Genomic DNA, 18,407 nt, shown 5'->3' on the forward strand with positions numbered 1-18,407 from the left:
ACACGATGAACGATTTTGCCGTCCTGCGCCTGTACATCCCGATGTCGGCCCGTGCCCGCGCCACCCGTCTGTGGCACCATCTCAGTCCCCCGCAGCTCGCCCACCAACTGCTGACGCAGGCACGCCGCGCCGGCATCCGCCAGGCGTTGCTGTTCCATGTCGGCAGCGGCTACCTGCCGGGTGAGAAGCCATCCCACGCCCACGTGGAAGGAACGGCAGGGCGCCACCCGCAATGCGTCGAACTGGTCGATACGGAAGAAGCGCTTCGCGCGTTCCTTTTCGAACACCATGCGCAACTGCACGCGGTGCAGGCCGTGCTGTTGCGATGCGAGCTGCCGCTCGCAACCGAGGGCAAGGCGACGCACGCAAGCGCCGGTTAGCGGCGCATCAGTAATGCGGCCGTCCCCATGCCGAGCGTGCACATGACAAGCGAACCGGCAACGTGCAGCAGCACTGCACCGGCTGCCATGGCCAAGCGGCCGGCGCGCAGCAGGATCACCGCCTCGCCGGCGAAACTCGACATGGTCGTCAAGCCGCCAAGGAAGCCGGTGACGACGAACAACCGGATCTCGGGCGCGAGCGACGGCGTTTCGGTTAGCCAAGGTATCGCCACCCCGATGATGTATGCGCCCACCAGATTGACAAGCAGAGTACCGGGTGGAATCTCCGGAAACAGCGAATTCAAAGCCACGCTCGTCCACCAGCGCACGAGCGCTCCCAGCGCAGCGCCGGTGGCGACTGCGAATACGGAAGAAAACTCCATCGATGTCCCATTTGTAATGTACCTTGCCACCTTAACACGGCACTATGGGCAGCCGCACCCGGCTATACTCCATGCCCATGTCTTTCCATTCCCTTGCTCGTTTCGATCCATCCGTTCGTCTTGCACTGCGTGCGCTATGCTCGGCACATGCCGGCCCGGTCGACCTGGACCTGGGGCGAGGCGAATGCATCGCCATCGTCGGTGAATCCGGTTCCGGCAAGAGCGTGTTGCTGCGCATGATCGCGGACCTGATTCCCAACGAGGGCACGGTGCTGCTGGACGGCGCACAGCGCGCAAGCTGGACGGCGCCGGCATGGCGTTCGATGGTAGTCTATCAAGCAGCCGAGCCGGCCTGGTGGGACGCGACCGCGCGCGCGCACCTTCCGGCATCGGAGCAGAAGCGGGCGCAGGCACTGGCCGATGCGCTGAAACTGCGGGCCGCTGCGCTTGATACCGACCTGGAGCTGCTGTCGACCGGCGAACGCCAGCGCCTCGCGCTCATCCGTTCCCTGGCTTGCCGGCCCCGTGTCCTCCTGCTAGACGAGCCCGCTTCGGCGCTCGACGCCGCCTCGACCGCAGCTCTCGAAGCCCTACTGCGTTCGGAACTCGAACGAGGCACGTCGGTGTTGGTCGTGACGCATTCAGAAGAACAGGCCGAGCGCCTCGGGCAGCGGTGCCTGCGTATGGCGAGCGGCCGGCTCGAGGTGGCATGAGCCAGATTGCACTGTCGGCGTCGGACATGGCGCTCGCGGCCAGTCTGGTCGTATTCGATGCGGCGGTTTCGATCGCCTTCGGCCTGCGCCTGCATCGGCCCTTGCTTGTCGCCAGTCTGAGGATGGTGCTGCAGTTGCTGCTCGTCGGCCTCGTGCTGCGCATCGTATTCCGTTCCGACGCGCCGGCGCTGACGCTGGCCATCGCCTGCCTCATGATCGCCGCTGCCGCGCGCGAAGTCGCAACGAGGCCGACGCAGCGCCTGGCCGGCTGGGGCAACTACCGTATCGCGGGCGCAGTGGTAGCGCTGTCGAGCCTGGCCACGGTGGTGCTGGCCCTGATGACGGCCATCCGCCCCACGCCCTGGCACGACCCGCGCTATGCCATCCCGTTGATGGGCATCGTGCTGGGCAGCGTGCTAAATTCGGCAAGTCTGGCCCTCGACGCTTTCCTCGGCGGCGTGGTTGTGTCGCGCAATCAGATCGAAGCCCGTTTGGCCCTGGGTGCATCCTTGCGCACAGCGCTTGCGCCGCTGATGCGCGATGCGGTGCGTAAAGGCCTCATCCCGGTCATCAACCAGATGTCCGCGGCGGGTATCATCACGCTGCCGGGCATCATGACCGGCCAGCTCCTCGCCGGCATGGATCCGCTCGGCGCCGTCGAATACCAGATCCTGTTGCTGTTCCTGCTGGCCGGGAGCAGCGGACTGGCCGCCGGCGGCGTGGTCTGGCTGGCCAGCCGCGCACTTGGCGACGACCGCGACAGGCTGCGGCTGGACCTCTTGGCTTAGTTATCCGGCCGCTTCCTGGTCCGCACCATGTCTTCGAAGGCGGCGACGGCGCGGCTGCGATGCCGCTGGGCGTGGCGCAGCATCGAGAAGCTGCGCGCCGGGAGCGCGCAGTGCGCCCGTGCCAGCAAGCCGGCCTGCACATGCGGCGCCACGACCAGTTCCGACATCGCGGTGGCAAACGGTCCCGCCATGACCGCACTGCGCACCGCCTCATTTGAGGGAAGTTCGAGTGCGATCTGCAGATTGACGACCGCCACGTCGAGCGCGGCGAGTCCGGTCTCCAAAGCGGACCGCGTGCCCGAACCGGCTTCACGCAAAATCCATTGTCCAGCTTCCAGTTCTCTGGCCGTCAGCGTCCTGCCGTCGGCCCAGGGATGATCGGACGCAACCACAACCACCATATTGTCTTCGCCGACAGTCTCCTCCTCCAGGCCGGTCGGTTCTATGTTTCCCTCCACAAAACCGAGATCGGCGCCGCCTTGCAGCACGGCCTCGGCGACGCTCTCGGTATTGCCCGCTTCCATGTGCAAATCGATTCCCGGCCATGCTTGGCGGAAGCGTACCAGCAAGGCCGGCAGCCAATAGCTGGCGATGGTCTGGCTGGCGTGGATCGTTAGCGACCCGCGTCTGAGCTCGCCCAAATCGGCCAGCGCCGCCTCGGCTGCCTGGGCGCTCGCGAGCGCGCGGCGTGCTTCGACGAGAAAAATTCGTCCCGCGTCGCTGATTTCGATGCGCCGGCCGACACGGTGAAACAGCGCCGTTCCGTATCGCTCTTCCAGCGACTTGATGGAAGTGCTGACCGCCGAAGGGGTCAGGAAGAGAACGGCGGCGGCCTGGGTAAGGTGCTGGCGTTCGGCGACCTCGACGAATATACGCAACTGATCCAATGTCATCGTTCAATATTTTAGAAAGATATGTTCGTAATTTTAAAATAGACCAAACAATTCAGTACAGCGATACTTATTACATCGACGTATATGAATATGAGAAAAATAATGAAGAATCAAGTGAACAATTTGTCCGCCGCCGTTCCCGGCCTGTTGCTTTGTGCTGCGGTGACGGCAGCTGCCTATCTGCTCGAAGTGGCCGAAACCCACGTGTTCGGCCGCGCTTGGCTCGAAAGCCTGGTGCTGGCCATTCTCATCGGCACCGGTATCCGCACCCTGCACCGCCTCGACCCGCGCTTCGATCCAGGCATCCATGTCGGCGCCAAACTGCTGCTCGAGATCGCGGTCGTGCTGCTGGGCGCTTCGGTCAGTGCCGGTGCGCTGCTGGCCAACGGCCTCGGCCTCATCGGCGGTATCGCGGCGGTGGTCGTGGTTGCGATCGTGTTCAGCTATTTCATTGGGCGCAGCGCGGGCCTGCCGCAGAAGATGGCGATCCTCATCGCATGCGGCAATTCGATTTGCGGCAATTCCGCGATCGCTGCAGTGGCGCCGGTGATCGATGCCGACGGCAAGGACGTCGCCGCCTCGATCGCCTTCACCGCCGTGCTTGGCGTGGGCGTCGTATTGGGCCTGCCGCTGCTGGTAGGACTGCTGTCGTTCACCCCGGTGCAGTATGGCGTGTTCGCCGGCTTGACCGTCTATGCGGTGCCGCAAGTGCTGGCGGCGACCGCATCGGTATCGGCCGCGAGCGTCCACATCGGCACCCTGGTGAAACTGGTGCGCGTGTTGATGCTGGGTCCGGTCGTGCTGGTCTTGTCGATGTTCGGACGCGGTAGCGGCCGGGCACGCCCTGCGCTGTCGCACCTCGTGCCGTGGTTCATCGTCGGTTTCCTGCTGCTTCTGGTGCTGCGTTCGATGGGCTGGATTCCGCAGGCTGCACTGGCGCCTGCCCACGACGCGGCGAACTTCCTGACCATCATGTCGATGGCGGCCCTCGGACTGGGCGTCGATGCCCGCGCCGTACTGCGTGCCGGCGCCAAGGTGGCCTCGGTGGTAATCGGCTCACTCGCAGGATTGGGCGTGGTCAGCTTTGCTCTGATCAAGTTGCTGGGTGTATAGGCACAGCGCCCTCTTCCCGACTTATATTTATGCCAACTAAAAAAGGAAAAATCCAATGAAATCATATCTCTGTCATAACACCGCTCGCCGACTCGCTGCAGGCGCGATGTTCGCGCTCATGACAGGCATCGCCTGTGCCGCACAGCCGGTACTGGTGTACGGCCCCGGCGGTCCCGCGCCGGCGATGAAGGAAGCGGCTGCCGCCTTCGAGCAGGAGCACGGCATCAAGGTGACAGTGACGGCGGGCCCGACACCGGGCTGGATCGAACGCGCGAAGCAGGATGCCGACGTGATCTACAGCGGCTCGGAAACCATGATGACGGACTTCACCGTTGCGATGGGCGGCCGCATCCAGGAAGCCAGCATCACGCCGCTCTACCTGCGTCCGCTGTCGATCCTGGTTCGTCCGGGCAACCCGAAGCATATCCATGGCGTCGCCGACCTCGTCAAACCCGGCGTGCGCATCCTGGTCGTCAACGGGGCTGGCCAGAATGGCGTTTGGGAGGACATGGCGGGTAGGAAAGGCAATCTCGATACAGTGCGCAAGATCCGCACGAACATCGCCAGCTATGCTGCCAACAGCGCGATCGCGCGCGACACCTGGACCAGCCGCAGCGACATCGATGCATGGCTGATCTGGAACATCTGGCAGGTCTCCAACCCCAAACTCGCCGACGTCGTGTCGATCGAACCGGATTACGCGATCTACCGCGATGCCGGCGTCGCCCTGACCGAGCACGGCAGCGGCAACCCGGCTGCGAAGCAGTTCGTCGATTTCCTGCAGTCGCCGCAGGGCAGCGCGATTTTCACCAAATGGGGATGGCAAAAATGACGGCGCGCGTCCTGCCATGACCGGGCAAGCGCAGGAACGCAATCTCGACGACCCGGAGGAAGTTACGCGCCGCTACCGCGAACGCCATACCGCGCCAGTGGCTGCGCTCAACCGCTGGGTCGAAAGCCACGCCGGCGGCATGCGCGAGATGCCGTGGTTCGATCCGCGCGATGGCGGCACCTTCGCCCGCATCCTGGTCCTGCTGGAAGCGCCGGCGCGCCAGGCGATGCGGCCGCGTTTCGTGTCGCGCGACAATCCCGGTCCGGCGCAGCGCAACCTCAAGCTCTTCCTGGCGCAGGCCTGCGTGGCGCGCGAAGAGACGGTGATCTGGAACACGGTTCCCTGGCTGCCGCCGGTCGATGGCCCACCGATGCAGCTGCGCGCCGGCGACATCCGCGCCGGCATCGCGCTGCTCGACGACGTCCTCGGATTCTTGCCGGAGCTGCGCGTCGTGGTGTGCGCGGGACGCACGGCCAGGCGCGCCGAAGCGTCCATCCGCGCCAGCCGGCCCGATATCCAGGTGCTGTCGATGCCACATCCGAGTCCGCTCGCTGTCTGCGCCGGCCCTCACGTAGCGCGGCAGATCGTGGACACGCTGGCGCAGGCGCGCGGGGTTGCCGGCGCCTGGCGCCGTACCACCTAAGCTCACGGGCGCTGCAGCGAAGCAATACAAGGCGAGACGAACAGCTTGCCCTGGTAGGCGCCATTCGCCGTGCGCCACGCGACCACCAGCCACAGCATGGCCAGCACCGCTACGAGCAGCGCGCCGGCGATGTCGAAGAACAGCGAATCGAATACATTGGCAAGCCGCAGCGTGGTCACGGCAAATACGCCGAGCGGAAATGTATACCCCCACCAGCCAAGGTTGAAGGGTACCGCGCTCCGGAAATAGCGGCAGGTGATCAGTGTCGCGAGCAGCATCCACCACAGGCCCAGCCCCCACAGGAGCAGTGCGCTCACGACCCCCAGGCCGTATGCGACCCGGCCGACCTCTTCCATGCCGAACAGGGCGAACGTCGCAGGCGCATCCGCACCGAGCACCAGCATGCCTAGGGAGCCTGTACCCACCGGGCCCAGGGCCAGCCAGCTCGATGCCGCCATGCTTTCGTGCGGCAGCTTGTGCAGCGCCATGCGCAGCAGCAGGATCGCGAGGATGCTGAGTGCAACGGGCACCGAATAAGCCCAGAGCACATAACCCGTAAGGAGCACCGTGAAGCGCGCCGCGCTGTCCTGCAGGTGCGGCACGAGCAGGCCTGCGCTGGCGGCCGCCACTTCGGCTGCGACCACGGGCAGCAGCCACACCGCAGTCATCTGGTCGATGCTGTGTTGCTGGCGGGTGAACATCAGGTACGGAATCAGTACGCCGCAGGCCAGCGCCATGGCGACGTCGATCCACCACAGGCATTGCGCTACCGCGACCGCGGCCTGCCCCCAGCGCGCCACGCCGAACCCCAGGAAACCGTTGATGATCGTCGCCAGACCCATCGGGATGGTGCCGAAGAACATCGATACCGTCGCGTGCCCGAAGACTTGCTTTGCCTCGTCGAAGAACAACAGCCAGCGCGCGCCGTACATCGCGGCGAACACGACGAACAGCAGGATGTTGAGCAGCCAAAGGCCTTCGGCAAGCTGATGCAGCCCGAAAACGGCATAAGGGAATTGTGCGAGCGCGAGCGCGAGAATACCGGTACCCATCGTCACGGCGAACCAATTCGGTGTGAATTGCCTGATTGCTTCAATCGGACTGCTCAATTGCCTTAAAGGCTTGAGACCCGACGAGGTGGCGATGATTTCGCTGAAAGACATGGCTCTCCAATTTTGAATATAGCGCGCAGCATGCGCTGGCAACCGTAGCTTAAATCGAAATGCCTAATTCATGAAACACGACGGACAGCAAGAAAATCAAGCTGATATTTAGCTTGATAATACTCATTTTATTCGTTTTACAGCTAGTTCCCGGCTCAATACACTGAAGTTGTAACTTTCACTCAACACTATTGGAGCGCACATGAAAACCCCGACTCGCATTGCAGTTACCGGCGCCGCAGGCCAGATCGGCTATGCCTTGCTTTTCCGTATCGCCAACGGTGACCTGCTCGGCCCCGATCAGCCTGTCATTCTCCAGTTGCTCGACCTGCCACATGCCCTGGGCGCCATGCGTGGTATCGACATGGAGTTGCAAGACTGCGCGTTTCCACTGCTGCAGGAAGTCCTGGTGACCGACAATCCGGAAGTCGCCTTCCGCGACGCCGACATCGCCATTCTTGTCGGCGCACAGCCGCGCAGCAAAGGTATGGAACGCAAGGATTTGCTTGCCGCCAATGCAGGGATCTTCGCCAAGCAGGGACGCGCCCTGAACGCGGTCGCCAAGCGTGAAGTCAAGGTACTTGTCGTCGGCAATCCTGCCAACACGAATGCACTGATCGCCATGCACGCGGCGCCGGACCTCGATCCATCCTGCTTCAGCGCGATGATCCGGCTTGACCACAACCGCGCCCAGGCCATGCTGGCGCTACATCTGGACAAGAGTGTCGACAGTATTTCGCAATTGATAGTCTGGGGCAACCACTCGCCCACCATGTATGCCGATTACCGCTTCGCCCTCGTCGATGGCCAATCTGCCTCGTTCGCGCTGCGCGACGAGCGCTGGAACCGAGAAGTGTTCATCCCGACGGTGGCCCAGCGCGGCACAGCCATCATCGAAGCACGCGGCCAGTCGTCCGCTGCATCGGCGGCCAATGCCGCGATCGACCACGTACGCGATTGGGTGAGGGGCAGCGGCGGGCGCTGGGTCTCGATGGCGCTGCCGTCGGACGGCGGGTATGGCATCCCGGAAGGCATCTTCTTCGGCGTGCCGGTCGTCTGCGACGGGCGCCAGGCAAATCGGATCCGTGGCCTGGACATCAATACCTTCGCGCGCGAAAAACTGCAGGCGGCAGTCGATGAATTGGTGCAGGAGCGCGACGCCATTCGGCATCTGCTGGACTGACCTCCGTAAATTGTCATCCTCGGTACGGAATTTACCAAAATATCAGGTTGAATTCCGACTTTTAATTTATCCAGCAATTTTGTAGAAATAATAATGCGACGTATATTAGGCTGACCATCACGCCGGGAACCCGGCGCCCGGTCAATCACAGGAGACAACAGCCATGACAAGAAGATCAGGCGACGACACCGCCAAACCTGCAGGTCCCCACGATAGCGCGCGCCCTTTCGAGGGACGCCGCCGTTTCATTCGGCACACTGGTTTCATTGCCGCTGGGTTGGCCGCCGCCCCGGGCGCCAGCCTTGCCGCCATCGCCAAGGACGACGGGGTCTCGTTTGCCGATGGCCCGCGCGAACTGGTCAGTTATCCGCAAAAGCGTCCCTTGATCCGCGTCACGACCCGTCCGCCGCACCTCGAAACACCGTTCGAGGTCTTCAACAACGGGGCGATCACGCCCAATGACGCGTTCTTCGTGCGCTACCATCTGGCGAACCTGCCGATGTCGATCGATCCTGAGACCTACCGGCTCGAGGTCAAGGGTGCGGTAAAGCGCAGCCTGAGCTTGTCGCTTTCCGAACTCAAGGCGCTGGGAGAGCCTGTCGAAGTCGTGGCTGTCAACCAGTGCTCCGGCAACAGCCGCGGGTTCTCGTCGCCGCGCGTCTTCGGTGCCCAGTTGGCAAACGGCGCCATGGGCAATGCGCGCTGGGTCGGGGTGCCGCTCAAGACAGTGCTGGAAAAGGCCGGCGTCGGCGCCAATGCACGACAGGTGATGTTCAACGGCCTGGACCAGCCTGTGCTGCCGTCGACCTCCGATTTCAGGAAAACGCTGGACATCGAACACGCGCTTGGCCACGACGTACTCCTGGCCTGGAGCATGAACGGCCAGGACATCCCTTACCTGAACGGCTATCCTCTGAAGCTGATCGTTCCCGGCTATTTCGGCACTTACTGGGTCAAGCACTTGTCCGAAATCGAGGTGCTCGACAAGCCTTTCGAAGGCCACGATGCCTTGTTCATGACGACGGCCTATCGCGTGCCAGACAATGACTGCCTGTGCGTGGCACCCGGCACCACGCCGTCCAGGACCAGGCCGATCTCGACCCTGCCGGTGCGCAGTTTTATCACCAGCGTCACCAGCGGCGGCGTGCTGCCCGCCGGCCGTACGGTCCAGCTCAAGGGTATCGCTTTCGACGGCGGCGCGGGCATCAAGGCCGTGGATGTTTCGATCGATGGCGGCAAGACCTGGCGGGCGGCGGAACTCGGCGCCGACCTCGGGCGTTATTCGTTCCGCGAGTGGCGCCTGCCGGTAAGCTTCGCCGCACGCGGCCAGACTGTCCTGATGGTAAGGGCCACCAACCGTGCCGGCGAAGTGCAGCCGGCGGACCCGACCTGGAACCCGGGGGGCTATCGCCGCCATGTGATCGAATCCTACCCCGTGACCATCGCCTGAGGAGGCGCCCATGAAACGAATCGAATCCTTCTTGCCTGTTTTCCTGCTCGTTGCAGGCATGGCCGCGCCGGCGTACGCCGAAGTTCATACACTCAAGCTTCCTGCCGAGACAGCGCAGCTCAAGTCGTCGCGCCTGCCCGGCTATGTCATCGCCACGCAGAAATGCGCTACCTGTCATTCCGCCGATTACATCAAGTACCAGCCGCCAGGCATGACCCTAGTCCAATGGACCGGCGAAGTCGGCAAGATGCAGCACATGTATGGCGCCCCGCTCACCGATGACGACGTCAAGGTCATCGGCGCCTATCTCGCGGTGACCTATGGCAGCGCGAAGGAAGCCGATTTGCCGGCAGAACTCAGGCTCGCGTGGGCATCGGGCGCTACGAAGCCGGCGGCGGGAAAGGGGCTCGACGTACAAGCGCTGCTCGCTTCCAACAACTGTCTGGCCTGCCATGCAATCGACAAGAAGATCGTCGGACCGGCTTACCATGAGGTGGCCGCAAAATACCGCGGCAATCCCGGGGCGCAAGCCCTCCTTGAAAAAAGCATCCATGGCGGCAGTTCGGACAAATGGGGACAGGCTGCGATGCCGCCCTTCCCCCAGCTCAAGCCCGAGGAATTGCGTGCGCTGGCCGATTTCGTTCTGAAGCAATAGGGAAATGCGCAGCGTTTTGGCAAGCGGCGTGGTTTCAATATAATTGGGCGTCAGCACAACTCGACGCCCGCCAACGATGCGCCTCTCCCTTCGCCAGCTTCAGATCTTCCTCGCCATCGCTGGATCGGGCAGCACCACGGCAGCGTCTCACCAGGTGGCCTTGTCGCAATCCGCGACCAGTGCAGCCCTCAACGAGCTCGAGGCGATGCTCGACGTCCAGCTGTTCGACCGGGTCGGCAAGCGCCTGCTCATCAACGACAACGGCCGCCTGTTGCTGCCCCAGGCGCGCCAGATGCTGGACGCAGCGACGACGATCGAACGCCAGTTCGCCGAGCAGAACAGCTTGACAGGCCTCGGCCTGCATCTCGGAGCCAGCACGACGATCGGCATCTACCTGTTGCCGGCGATACTGGCGGAGGCATTCGCCGCGTCGCCCCAGGGCCCGCCTCGCGTCACCATTGCAAATACGTCCGACATCGCAACGGCGGTCGCGAATTTCGAGCTGGATCTAGGCTTGGTGGAGGGGCCATGTCATGACCTGCAGCTACAGGTCGAACCGTGGATAGCAGACGACCTTGTGGTGGTTGCCGCCCCCGGCCACCCGCTGCTTACCGACGGTGCCGCCAGCGACGGGACCGTGTCCTTGCAGGCCTTACGCAACGCCGGCTGGCTACTACGCGAACCCGGTTCGGGAACCCGTGAGGCGGTCGAGCAGGCGCTCGTCCCTCACCTGCACAGCTTGCGCTCGGCAGGCGAATTCAGCAACGCGGAGGCGATCAAGCATGCGGCCGCGCATGGACTGGGGCTGGCCTGCCTGTCCCGGCTCGTGGTCGAGGATTTCGTCGCGAGCGGTCGGCTGGTAGTGGTACGGACCTCGCTGCCCGCCCTCAAGCGCAACTTCTTCATCATTCACCACAGGAACAAGGTGCTGTCGACCAGACTCCTGGGCTTCCTGGCTTTGTGCCGCACGACGGCAAGCAGGCGGGTGCGGCGCAAGCTTGAGGACCACGCGCATGAATTTGGTTGATGCTGCGCCACGAGCCAGACCGAAAAGAGGATGACTTATCCAGCACGGCCCCGGACGGGCGGTTGATCAGGATTGCATGAGCAAGCATGGCATCAATTAGTCCTGCTCCATTGATGCTGGAATGTCCAGGCCGGCTCGAGGTATAGTCGTCTAAGGCGAATCCAGTGTCTAAGGACGGAACGGAAGAGGCATTAATGAAGATCAGACATTATTCCCATAATGTCAAAAGTGAACCGGTAGCGCCTAGACGACCGCATCCGTGACCGCTCAACGTTGTGGCCTCAGCGTGCCGCCCGCTCATTGCTCACCTTAGCGCCATCAAAGATAGTCTGGTAGAAATATTTGCGTTGTGGGCGTTCTACTAAGTTCGAGTTGTTAGGCGTGGTCCCCTCCTTTATTAGCAAGGTCATGCCGCGACCATAAGGGGCTTCATCACACTACTCACCCTACCTAAGTGGCGGTAGGCGCCGGTCACGTCGATAGCCCAAGACTGAACACTCGCGTGGCTATTCCTGATGGGAAGAAAATCCCGTTTGCCGCAGCGCTGGCTACTCATTCCTACAATCTGCACCCCACTGTCCAGTGGGCGAAATCGAACTTACCTGGTCAAAAGCAGTTATACTAAACATAGTTACCATGCGGCAACCATGCTATCTAAAGGTGATTATCATTAAAAAATGTCACGGAATTACCGAGTCATTCTGGCAAAATTTTCCTGAAGACAATAAGCTCGGGTGGAAGTACTTGAGCCGTGCGATCGGTCTGGTGATGGCTCTTCTAATGACGGTTCTGGTCGTAAAAACTGGGAACATTTATGTGGACTGGGTGCTCTCAGTGGCGACTGCAATCGTTGTGGCGATTGCAACTGAAACACAACGCTCCTACAGCAAACTCAGCCCGCGCCTACGTAAAGCTAATGTCCGGGTCCTGATCTCTCTCGGTAGCTGGGGTGTAGCATTCATCGGTATTGCCTATTTCGCTCAAACGGCGTTGATCGCATGCTTGAAAGTTTTCGCCGATGACGTATTACCTGCGGTTAGCCGAAACCGAAACTTGCTGTCTGCATGTCTATTTCTTGGCACCTCCATTGCCTGCGCTCCGATTGCCGTGATCAGGGTAATTCGGCAACTCGGTATTGAACAGATGATTTTTTATCTGCCAAAAGAGGGACTCAAGAACATCTTCATCAAAAGGCCATATAAAGCAAATTCGTTCGCAACATTTGCCTACTTTGAGTTAACATTGATGCTTGTTTGCTTAATGTATAGTTCAGTGGTAGTAATGCTAGTGAAAAGTTGTATGGCCATTGTAGCGGCTCTGTCTACTTTGTAGCCTAGATTGCTATCATCTGGGGTGCGAGTGGGCTTAGCTTTGTACGATCTCCAGTCCGCAAGGTGTCCTGCATCTCAGCCTTGGCAAGGGTACGAGATACGACTTCGCATGCTATGCCTCCAAATTCTTGGCTTCGAAGTACGCATTGAAGCTGGGCTTAAAACAGCGCTGAGAAGTACAAAAAACGGCCACTCAGGCCGTTTTCATTTTCTAACTCACGTTTGAAATCCCAATCGGCGCAAAGACTCGACAAGTTTCCTGTTCGCCTCGTCCGTTCCTGACCGTCGCAGAGCTTGGGTATGACCATGGCCCGCGGCTTCTGCAGCAACACTCTGTACATGCCCTGTGCCGCCGCCAACATTGGCAGCATTGAATTTATCGAACGCGTCACGAATAATGTCTACCGCTTGAGCCGGAACTGTCACAGACCCAGAGCCACGAATGATTACCTTAAACAGAGCTCCATCAGCGCTATTGCCACGCTTTTCAGCAACTTCCACGGCAGCACGCTCGGCAGCATCGACAACCGGAGACTCCTCGGCGAACGCTTTGCGGCTACCTACCTTGAAATGAACGTGTTGGCTTGACATAGTAAGTCCAGTCTATATCCAATCGGGTTGGCCTGCAAGGAAGAGTGGCTCAACTGCGCGCAACGTCAACTGCCGAGACAAAGAATTGTCGGAGCGGTTGTCCAGTGTATTTTGGTGCTTTGCCTTCGATTGCAAGGTCAACACCATGCCCAGCGCGTCTTCCGGCAACAAAATTTCCTGCATTTTGTTCGTACCATCCCGCCAGAGACCGACAGCTCTCGTAGGGCGTGCCTCTAGCAGGTTGGACCGGTCTACCATGGCCGCGCAGGTGAAGGACAGCACCGCCGAACCCGGATCCTCAGCGAGTACCGTAGCGTACCGTCCTGGCCAGCGGACAGCTAGCTGCGGGCCGTCCATGAGCAATGCTACTACTAGGTTTGGACCTACTGCCCGGATCGCCGTCATGGCCGGATCGGTACGTGCCAAGTCCTCGCAAATGAGAGTCGCTAACGACATGTCCTTACGCAGACCAAAAAACGGAAGCTTTCGTTGGCTGACGTCAATGTCTTCCCACCATTTGTTATTAAGGCTGTCGTCGAAGTGAAGGGAGTAGCGTTCGGTTTGCCCACGGTCGAGCCGCCACCGATGGTGCTTGTTTTGTTCGGCCATCGCAACCACGCCATCTCTCTGGATAGCAAAGGTCAATGCCCGGTTCAGATGCTTGCCATCCTTCGTGTCAAGCACCCCGGTAATCAAAAATTCGATTCCTGAGCCAACCAGCGCATTTACAAGGCCGCCGGCGAGCTCCGACGTGAGTGCGCATTCAGGCAAGATAATCCCGTTCGGCACTTGTCCTGTAGCCTCTGCAGCAGTTTTGATCAATGGAATGATCAACTCATCTGCCAGGCGTTGACCAGTCAGAGGGCCGTCCTTCGTGTCCAGCCATCGTTGCTCAAGTTCAAAATATGCGGGAACGTGATTGCTTCCAAGCGCAGTACGAGGAAAGCTGAGTTTGAAACTGTTCGCGTGAACCTCAAACGGGAAAGGTACGAGCAGCAAGCGCAGGGTATTCGATGTCGACGCGTCCTGATCGTCTTGCGTCTTGCCCTTGCTCGACAAAAACCATTGCGGCTCGAGTACCGTACTGGGTGGCAGTAGCGCAAGATAATGGCTGAGGGAACGAATGGTGCAGCCCACCGACGACGTGATCGATTTTGGCAGTACTACTGCCCGATCTGGGGGCACCATAACACACAGAGAAACCGGCTCGTGCGGCAGATTTATTGCACTTCCAGACTTGGTCAACGCAGCAAATGCGACAGACGAAAACTTCCGCGCCGAGGCCTCGTTTGGGTCAACATCCCAGCCCATACCAGCGCAAGCCTCATCTGCGATCGCAAACAGAGCAACAAGAATTTTGACTAAAGCAGGATTCGCGCGGACCTCGCTGATCTGCATCTTCGCACAGCCATCTGTAACCACTTGCCAGAGGTCTTCTACAAGAGCTGGTACCTGACTGATGTCAGAGTTCCAAGTACGCGCACATTCGGCCACCGTGGCGAGATACGTTGCATGGTTTGGAAGCTCATCACGAACAGGTCCCGCCAGCGTATAGCATCCTGACCGCTCAATGATCGTGCCGATGACGGCAAATAGGTCGACTGGCCAAGTCGGACATCTCTGGTAAGTTATTGGAGCTGTCTCCGCCGTTGCCGACGGTTCTCCGCTCGAGGCATATGCATCGGTCCCGTCCGGCATGAGGTGCCGGATAAGTTCGATCAAGGTCATTACGTCTCCATTGTAGCCATCCCACAATCCGTGCCTAACGGAATCGTGTTGGCGAAGACTCAACTATAGACCAAGACGCGAAAATAGGAAAACGGCGCCAGCGTGAATCGGCGCGAGGATTCATAACAGAAACCAAGAGCCATTTCCCTGCAAGGGTCTTCGCCCTCTGTAAGACTATGGACTTAAGCGACTGACGCGACAATATGGGATAGCCACCCACAGTCGCGCCAGCCTGTTCTATTGCGATGACTCCTTAATCACGTTTCCGAAATCGGAACCAATAAACGATCGCGAGCTACGCAGACCCCGCTCTTGATCACATAGCATTCGACGTAGTGACGACCAGGGAAGGATGTTGTTTCCGTTCGCCGCTCTGAACCGTTATCGTTCAGCAGTTGGCCTCGAATACCCCTTGCTTCCGCAAACGGCCCACGATTTCGGACCTTCCAAAGGATGTCGTAAGGACGGGGAACGTTACATTCGACGACCCTGAACGTCAATTTCCTATCGAGCTGCAGCCAAGGGAAAGTTGCCTCCATAAACCTGTACACATGCTCGCGTGCGCCTCGGTAAAGAACGTCGCATTCAATACTGACCTCATAACGAATATCGACAGGGTACTTGTCCTCAATAAATTCCTCGGTCGACCTGACGGCTGCTGCTTTCACAACTGAAGCCGATGCACTGGCTGCGGCACTTGCCGGGAAGTGTCGTCCAAAGATCTTCTTCCAGATCTTCTGCTTGTCCTTTTCCTCTTCTGCGTCAAGGGCTTCCTGCGCCTTTTTTTCCGCCTTTTTAGCCTTGGCTTGGAAGCGTCCGGTGGAATAAACTCGATCGTCGCTCCCAGGGGCTTTCCAATACACCTGGTCAGGCTGTTCGCTTAAGTACGTGAAGACATCCTTGATCAAAAGTGGATAACTTGCGTAACTCTTGTTGTCATATCCTTCGTTATCGTAGAAAAAGTTATAACAAAGTGTATCTATGAGCATACCGCTCATGGCGGCACCGTGCTTATTTTTCCACGCGCGTACCATTTTACAGACCCGCTTCAGATTCCGGTTCGACCGATCGTGCACTTTTTGAACCGCATCGATCTCGTCCCGCGGGTGGCACCACTTCCAGCAGCCGTCGTCGTTGGCATCTGGGTACTTGTAACGCCCGTCCTCCTCAACAAAGGCCGGCAGCACTTCTACCCGGTAGTTCTTGAAGTCCACGGTAACCACCTGACCATCCGCGCGGATTGGGGTATTCGGATAGAGTACTTTTAGCTTGTCGCGAACCTCCTCCAACAACTTCTTTTGACGGTTTCCCTGCAGCTTGCATATCCGGTCATGAACGCTCCATGGCAACTCAAACGCCATGTCGAGATCGCTCACGCCATGGATTGCCGTACGTCGGCCGTAGGAACCCACCTGCAAACAATGTTGATAGTCTGATTCAGTGTCCCAATAGTCCTTATTAAGACGTTTTGTGATTGACAAGTATCGACTAGAAATCTCTTCTGCATTCTTTACTGCTAAGTTTTTCCTAAACTGTTCAAATAATGCAACGCTCACAAAAAGCTCCGATCAGCGATGGGTCGTGTTGATGAGAAAGTACATGCCGACAGCGAGGACAGTGATCAGCAATGCTCCACAGGCTACAAGGGTTGACAACGGTATCTTGTCGCGCCAAAAACGAAAGGTTATCTGCTCCTCAATCCAGCCGATCTGCTGCTGCCAAAAAAACTTGTAGTGGGCTGCGGTATCGCTTAAGAAAATCTGGCGGGAGATTCCAGCGCCATTTGCTTCCGACCTGATGCGGTCGTATTCCAACTCAACCGCGTTGAAGTCAGAGCCAGGAGGCATCGATTTGACACGTGAATATAACGACCGCAAATCTTGGAAAGATTGGGTCAATTTTTCCCCAGCTTTCATGTACACGTTTTTGTCATAAAACCCCATGTACAGGCTCGCGACCGAAAAAATGATAAGCATGGCGGACGGAACTTTTTCGCTCAGCATCGGAAACACCAGCGCCATAACACCTACCGCTAGAGATATGAATCCGATCCAACCAGGCAATTTGTCAACAAATTCGGCGGTCGCGAAATGTTTTTTAGCTCCATACCCGACGTTATAGCCGGTTTCCGCAATTTGTTTCAGTAGTTCTTGTTGGCTTACCATATTTTTCCCGCGTCGATTGCAAAAGGTGTGATGGTCTAGTCTTAGGCAACTGGGCAAAATCCAATTACTAAGCGTCAGCCTGGAAGTCAGCCTCGTTAATTTACTTGGGTTTAAGCCAAGCAACTCGACGTTGATGCCGGCACAAGGGCTTCTTTCGTCAAGAAGCCGGTCATCTTTCCGCTCACAAACAAAGTATAGCTCATCTGGAAAGAATCAGGTAGAATCCATTCATGAATTTTTACCAGCTTCTCCAACCTGTTGATTTTTAAGGACGTACGTGGAAAATTTCCCGAGAAAAGAGCTAGTCAAGGTTGTCCAGTCGGGGATGACGGGCTCGCGTAGCGCCTTCGCGCTCGCCGTCGGCCGGTTTGCAACAAAGCTCAAAGACCTGGACCTGCAGTTGGCCCAGGAAATCGCACAATTTCTCTCTACTGAAAACGTCATGCGTGGCGCTGGGGACTTCGTGCCGGCGCCAGTCGACGCAGACTCGCGCATGGAACTTGTCGAGACCGTCTTCCCGGTGGTCGTTCCAAAGAAACCTGTTTTCAATGAGGCAGTCCAGGGTGTTCTTGAAGACGTGCTAAGGGAGTGGCGCAGCCTCGACCTCTTGATTCAAGAAGGCTTGGCGCCCGCGCGAATGCTGCTGTTCTGCGGCCAGCCGGGCGTTGGCAAGACGCTAGCGGCCTACTGGCTTGCCCAGGAACTCAAGCTGCCACTACTTACATTGAACCTGGCGACTGTAATGAGCAGCTACCTCGGTAAGACAGGCAACAATGTGCGGGCTGTGTTCGATCACGCTGTGTCGCGACCGTGCGTGTTGCTACTGGACGAATTCGATGCCATCGCGAAGCGCCGGGACGACGATAGCGATGTCGGCGAGCTTAAGCGATTGGTAAATGTCTTGCTGCAGGCCCTGGACGACTGGCCAGCTAACTCGCTATTGATTGCCGCAACCAATCATGGCGAACTACTCGATCCTGCGGTTTGGAGACGGTTCGACCATGTAATCCAGTTCGAACCTCCATCGGCCGACCTGATTGAAGACTATTTAAGCGATATACCAATGGATAGCGAGGTTCGGCAGAATATGGCGGCCCTCCTCCAGGGTGAATCGTTCAGCACGATTGGCCAGCTTATGCACGCTTCACGAAAGATCGCTTTGCTTGAGAAGTCCGACCTTGTGCCTACGCTAGTCAAAGGCGCGGTGCGATTACGTATGAGCAAGGGGGCCATGTCTAAGCCACATGAGGGAGAAATGCTTCTCATGTACCTGGCGGGTCAATCACGTAGGGAGATCGCCGCAACCCTTGGCAAGACGCATCCCACGGTCAGCCGCGTCATCAAACGTTATCTCGGAGAGTAAAAACGT

General features: G+C 58.9%; 19 protein-coding genes. 13 read left to right on the plus strand and 6 right to left on the minus strand.

What is annotated here, in order from left to right; translation table 11 throughout:
- Positions 1-5 precede the first annotated feature (5 nt).
- Entirely contained in the window at positions 6-380 is a 375-nt protein-coding gene (locus IP91_RS00845; protein ID WP_141839152.1) for a DUF190 domain-containing protein, read from the plus strand.
- On the opposite strand, the gene crcB is transcribed toward IP91_RS00845, so the two are convergent.
- A complete protein-coding gene (crcB, locus tag IP91_RS00850) occupies positions 377-763 on the minus strand; it encodes a fluoride efflux transporter CrcB (protein WP_141839154.1) in 387 nt (128 codons plus the stop codon). The two genes, IP91_RS00845 and crcB, sit on opposite strands and share 4 nt — an antisense overlap.
- Positions 764-834: 71 nt before the next feature.
- Between crcB and IP91_RS00855 the strand changes: the two genes are divergently transcribed.
- Both IP91_RS00855 and IP91_RS00860 read left to right on the plus strand, forming a co-directional pair.
- Positions 835-1,476, plus strand: coding sequence for an ABC transporter ATP-binding protein (locus IP91_RS00855; RefSeq protein WP_229217788.1), 642 nt, complete (start codon positions 835-837; stop codon positions 1,474-1,476).
- Positions 1,473-2,264, plus strand: coding sequence for an ABC transporter permease (locus IP91_RS00860; protein WP_141839156.1), 792 nt, complete (start codon positions 1,473-1,475; stop codon positions 2,262-2,264). The genes IP91_RS00855 and IP91_RS00860 overlap by 4 nt, the downstream gene beginning before the upstream one ends.
- Here IP91_RS00860 and IP91_RS00865 read toward each other — a convergent pair.
- The gene (locus IP91_RS00865) at positions 2,261-3,157 is read right to left on the minus strand and encodes a LysR family transcriptional regulator (protein WP_141839158.1); all 897 of its coding nucleotides are present in this window, start codon (positions 3,155-3,157) and stop codon (positions 2,261-2,263) included. The genes IP91_RS00860 and IP91_RS00865 overlap by 4 nt on opposite strands.
- A 102-nt stretch (positions 3,158-3,259) precedes the next feature.
- On the opposite strand from IP91_RS00865, the gene IP91_RS00870 reads away from it, so the two are divergent.
- The 3 genes from IP91_RS00870 to IP91_RS00880 all read left to right on the plus strand — a co-directional run bounded on the left by IP91_RS00870 (position 3,260) and on the right by IP91_RS00880 (position 5,745).
- Positions 3,260-4,270, plus strand: a complete 1,011-nt coding sequence (locus tag IP91_RS00870; protein WP_141839160.1) for a YeiH family protein — start codon at positions 3,260-3,262, stop codon at positions 4,268-4,270.
- A 106-nt stretch (positions 4,271-4,376) separates the two neighbouring features.
- Entirely contained in the window at positions 4,377-5,102 is a 726-nt protein-coding gene (locus IP91_RS00875) for a substrate-binding domain-containing protein (RefSeq protein WP_229473719.1), read from the plus strand.
- A 16-nt stretch (positions 5,103-5,118) separates the two neighbouring features.
- Complete coding sequence (locus tag IP91_RS00880; protein WP_141839164.1) at positions 5,119-5,745, plus strand: uracil-DNA glycosylase; 627 nt, start codon at positions 5,119-5,121, stop codon at positions 5,743-5,745.
- Positions 5,746-5,747: 2 nt separating this feature from the next.
- On the opposite strand, the gene IP91_RS00885 is transcribed toward IP91_RS00880, so the two are convergent.
- Complete coding sequence (locus IP91_RS00885) at positions 5,748-6,908, minus strand: TDT family transporter (protein WP_145646837.1); 1,161 nt, start codon at positions 6,906-6,908, stop codon at positions 5,748-5,750.
- A gap of 202 nt (positions 6,909-7,110) precedes the next feature.
- Between IP91_RS00885 and IP91_RS00890 the strand changes: the two genes are divergently transcribed.
- The 6 genes from IP91_RS00890 to IP91_RS00915 all read left to right on the plus strand — a co-directional run bounded on the left by IP91_RS00890 (position 7,111) and on the right by IP91_RS00915 (position 13,142).
- Complete coding sequence (locus tag IP91_RS00890) at positions 7,111-8,091, plus strand: malate dehydrogenase (RefSeq protein WP_141839167.1); 981 nt, start codon at positions 7,111-7,113, stop codon at positions 8,089-8,091.
- A 163-nt stretch (positions 8,092-8,254) separates the two neighbouring features.
- The gene (sorA, locus tag IP91_RS00895) at positions 8,255-9,541 is read left to right on the plus strand and encodes a SorA family sulfite dehydrogenase catalytic subunit (protein ID WP_141839169.1); all 1,287 of its coding nucleotides are present in this window, start codon (positions 8,255-8,257) and stop codon (positions 9,539-9,541) included.
- A gap of 10 nt (positions 9,542-9,551) precedes the next feature.
- A complete protein-coding gene (gene sorB / locus IP91_RS00900; RefSeq protein WP_145646839.1) occupies positions 9,552-10,196 on the plus strand; it encodes a SorB family sulfite dehydrogenase c-type cytochrome subunit in 645 nt (214 codons plus the stop codon).
- A gap of 76 nt (positions 10,197-10,272) precedes the next feature.
- On the plus strand, positions 10,273-11,223 hold the full coding sequence (locus tag IP91_RS00905; RefSeq protein WP_145646841.1) for a LysR family transcriptional regulator: 951 nt from the start codon (positions 10,273-10,275) through the stop codon (positions 11,221-11,223).
- A 744-nt stretch (positions 11,224-11,967) separates the two neighbouring features.
- The gene (locus tag IP91_RS00910; protein WP_145646843.1) at positions 11,968-12,555 is read left to right on the plus strand and encodes a hypothetical protein; all 588 of its coding nucleotides are present in this window, start codon (positions 11,968-11,970) and stop codon (positions 12,553-12,555) included.
- Between the two features lie 299 nt (positions 12,556-12,854).
- On the plus strand, positions 12,855-13,142 hold the full coding sequence (locus tag IP91_RS00915) for a hypothetical protein (RefSeq protein ID WP_145646845.1): 288 nt from the start codon (positions 12,855-12,857) through the stop codon (positions 13,140-13,142).
- Between the two features lie 15 nt (positions 13,143-13,157).
- Here IP91_RS00915 and IP91_RS00920 read toward each other — a convergent pair whose 3' ends face one another.
- From IP91_RS00920 to IP91_RS00930, 3 genes are all read right to left on the minus strand, one after another.
- The gene (locus IP91_RS00920) at positions 13,158-14,873 is read right to left on the minus strand and encodes a hypothetical protein (protein ID WP_145646847.1); all 1,716 of its coding nucleotides are present in this window, start codon (positions 14,871-14,873) and stop codon (positions 13,158-13,160) included.
- Between the two features lie 257 nt (positions 14,874-15,130).
- Complete coding sequence (locus IP91_RS00925; RefSeq protein WP_145646849.1) at positions 15,131-16,429, minus strand: nucleotide-binding domain-containing protein; 1,299 nt, start codon at positions 16,427-16,429, stop codon at positions 15,131-15,133.
- Positions 16,430-16,441: 12 nt separating this feature from the next.
- Positions 16,442-17,038 carry an SLATT domain-containing protein gene (locus IP91_RS00930; protein WP_145646851.1) on the minus strand — a complete coding sequence of 199 codons (597 nt, stop codon included), beginning with the start codon at positions 17,036-17,038 and terminating at the stop codon, positions 16,442-16,444.
- A 277-nt stretch (positions 17,039-17,315) separates the two neighbouring features.
- On the opposite strand from IP91_RS00930, the gene IP91_RS00935 reads away from it, so the two are divergent.
- On the plus strand, positions 17,316-18,401 hold the full coding sequence (locus tag IP91_RS00935; RefSeq protein ID WP_145646853.1) for an AAA family ATPase: 1,086 nt from the start codon (positions 17,316-17,318) through the stop codon (positions 18,399-18,401).
- Positions 18,402-18,407 lie beyond the last annotated feature (6 nt).

It is taken from the genome of Pseudoduganella lurida (assembly GCF_007830455.1).
GTDB lineage: Bacteria > Pseudomonadota > Gammaproteobacteria > Burkholderiales > Burkholderiaceae_D > Rugamonas > Rugamonas lurida.

Coding starts and splice junctions, on each gene's coding strand:
- IP91_RS00845 (WP_141839152.1), top strand. CDS start 6: ATGAACGATTTTGCCGTCCTGCGCCTGTACATCCCGATGTCGGCCCGT.
- crcB (WP_141839154.1), bottom strand. CDS start 763: ATGGAGTTTTCTTCCGTATTCGCAGTCGCCACCGGCGCTGCGCTGGGA.
- IP91_RS00855 (WP_229217788.1), top strand. CDS start 835: ATGCCCATGTCTTTCCATTCCCTTGCTCGTTTCGATCCATCCGTTCGT.
- IP91_RS00860 (WP_141839156.1), top strand. CDS start 1,473: ATGAGCCAGATTGCACTGTCGGCGTCGGACATGGCGCTCGCGGCCAGT.
- IP91_RS00865 (WP_141839158.1), bottom strand. CDS start 3,157: ATGACATTGGATCAGTTGCGTATATTCGTCGAGGTCGCCGAACGCCAG.
- IP91_RS00870 (WP_141839160.1), top strand. CDS start 3,260: ATGAAGAATCAAGTGAACAATTTGTCCGCCGCCGTTCCCGGCCTGTTG.
- IP91_RS00875 (WP_229473719.1), top strand. CDS start 4,377: ATGTTCGCGCTCATGACAGGCATCGCCTGTGCCGCACAGCCGGTACTG.
- IP91_RS00880 (WP_141839164.1), top strand. CDS start 5,119: ATGACCGGGCAAGCGCAGGAACGCAATCTCGACGACCCGGAGGAAGTT.
- IP91_RS00885 (WP_145646837.1), bottom strand. CDS start 6,908: ATGTCTTTCAGCGAAATCATCGCCACCTCGTCGGGTCTCAAGCCTTTA.
- IP91_RS00890 (WP_141839167.1), top strand. CDS start 7,111: ATGAAAACCCCGACTCGCATTGCAGTTACCGGCGCCGCAGGCCAGATC.
- sorA (WP_141839169.1), top strand. CDS start 8,255: ATGACAAGAAGATCAGGCGACGACACCGCCAAACCTGCAGGTCCCCAC.
- sorB (WP_145646839.1), top strand. CDS start 9,552: ATGAAACGAATCGAATCCTTCTTGCCTGTTTTCCTGCTCGTTGCAGGC.
- IP91_RS00905 (WP_145646841.1), top strand. CDS start 10,273: ATGCGCCTCTCCCTTCGCCAGCTTCAGATCTTCCTCGCCATCGCTGGA.
- IP91_RS00915 (WP_145646845.1), top strand. CDS start 12,855: ATGACCATGGCCCGCGGCTTCTGCAGCAACACTCTGTACATGCCCTGT.
- IP91_RS00920 (WP_145646847.1), bottom strand. CDS start 14,873: ATGACCTTGATCGAACTTATCCGGCACCTCATGCCGGACGGGACCGAT.
- IP91_RS00930 (WP_145646851.1), bottom strand. CDS start 17,038: ATGGTAAGCCAACAAGAACTACTGAAACAAATTGCGGAAACCGGCTAT.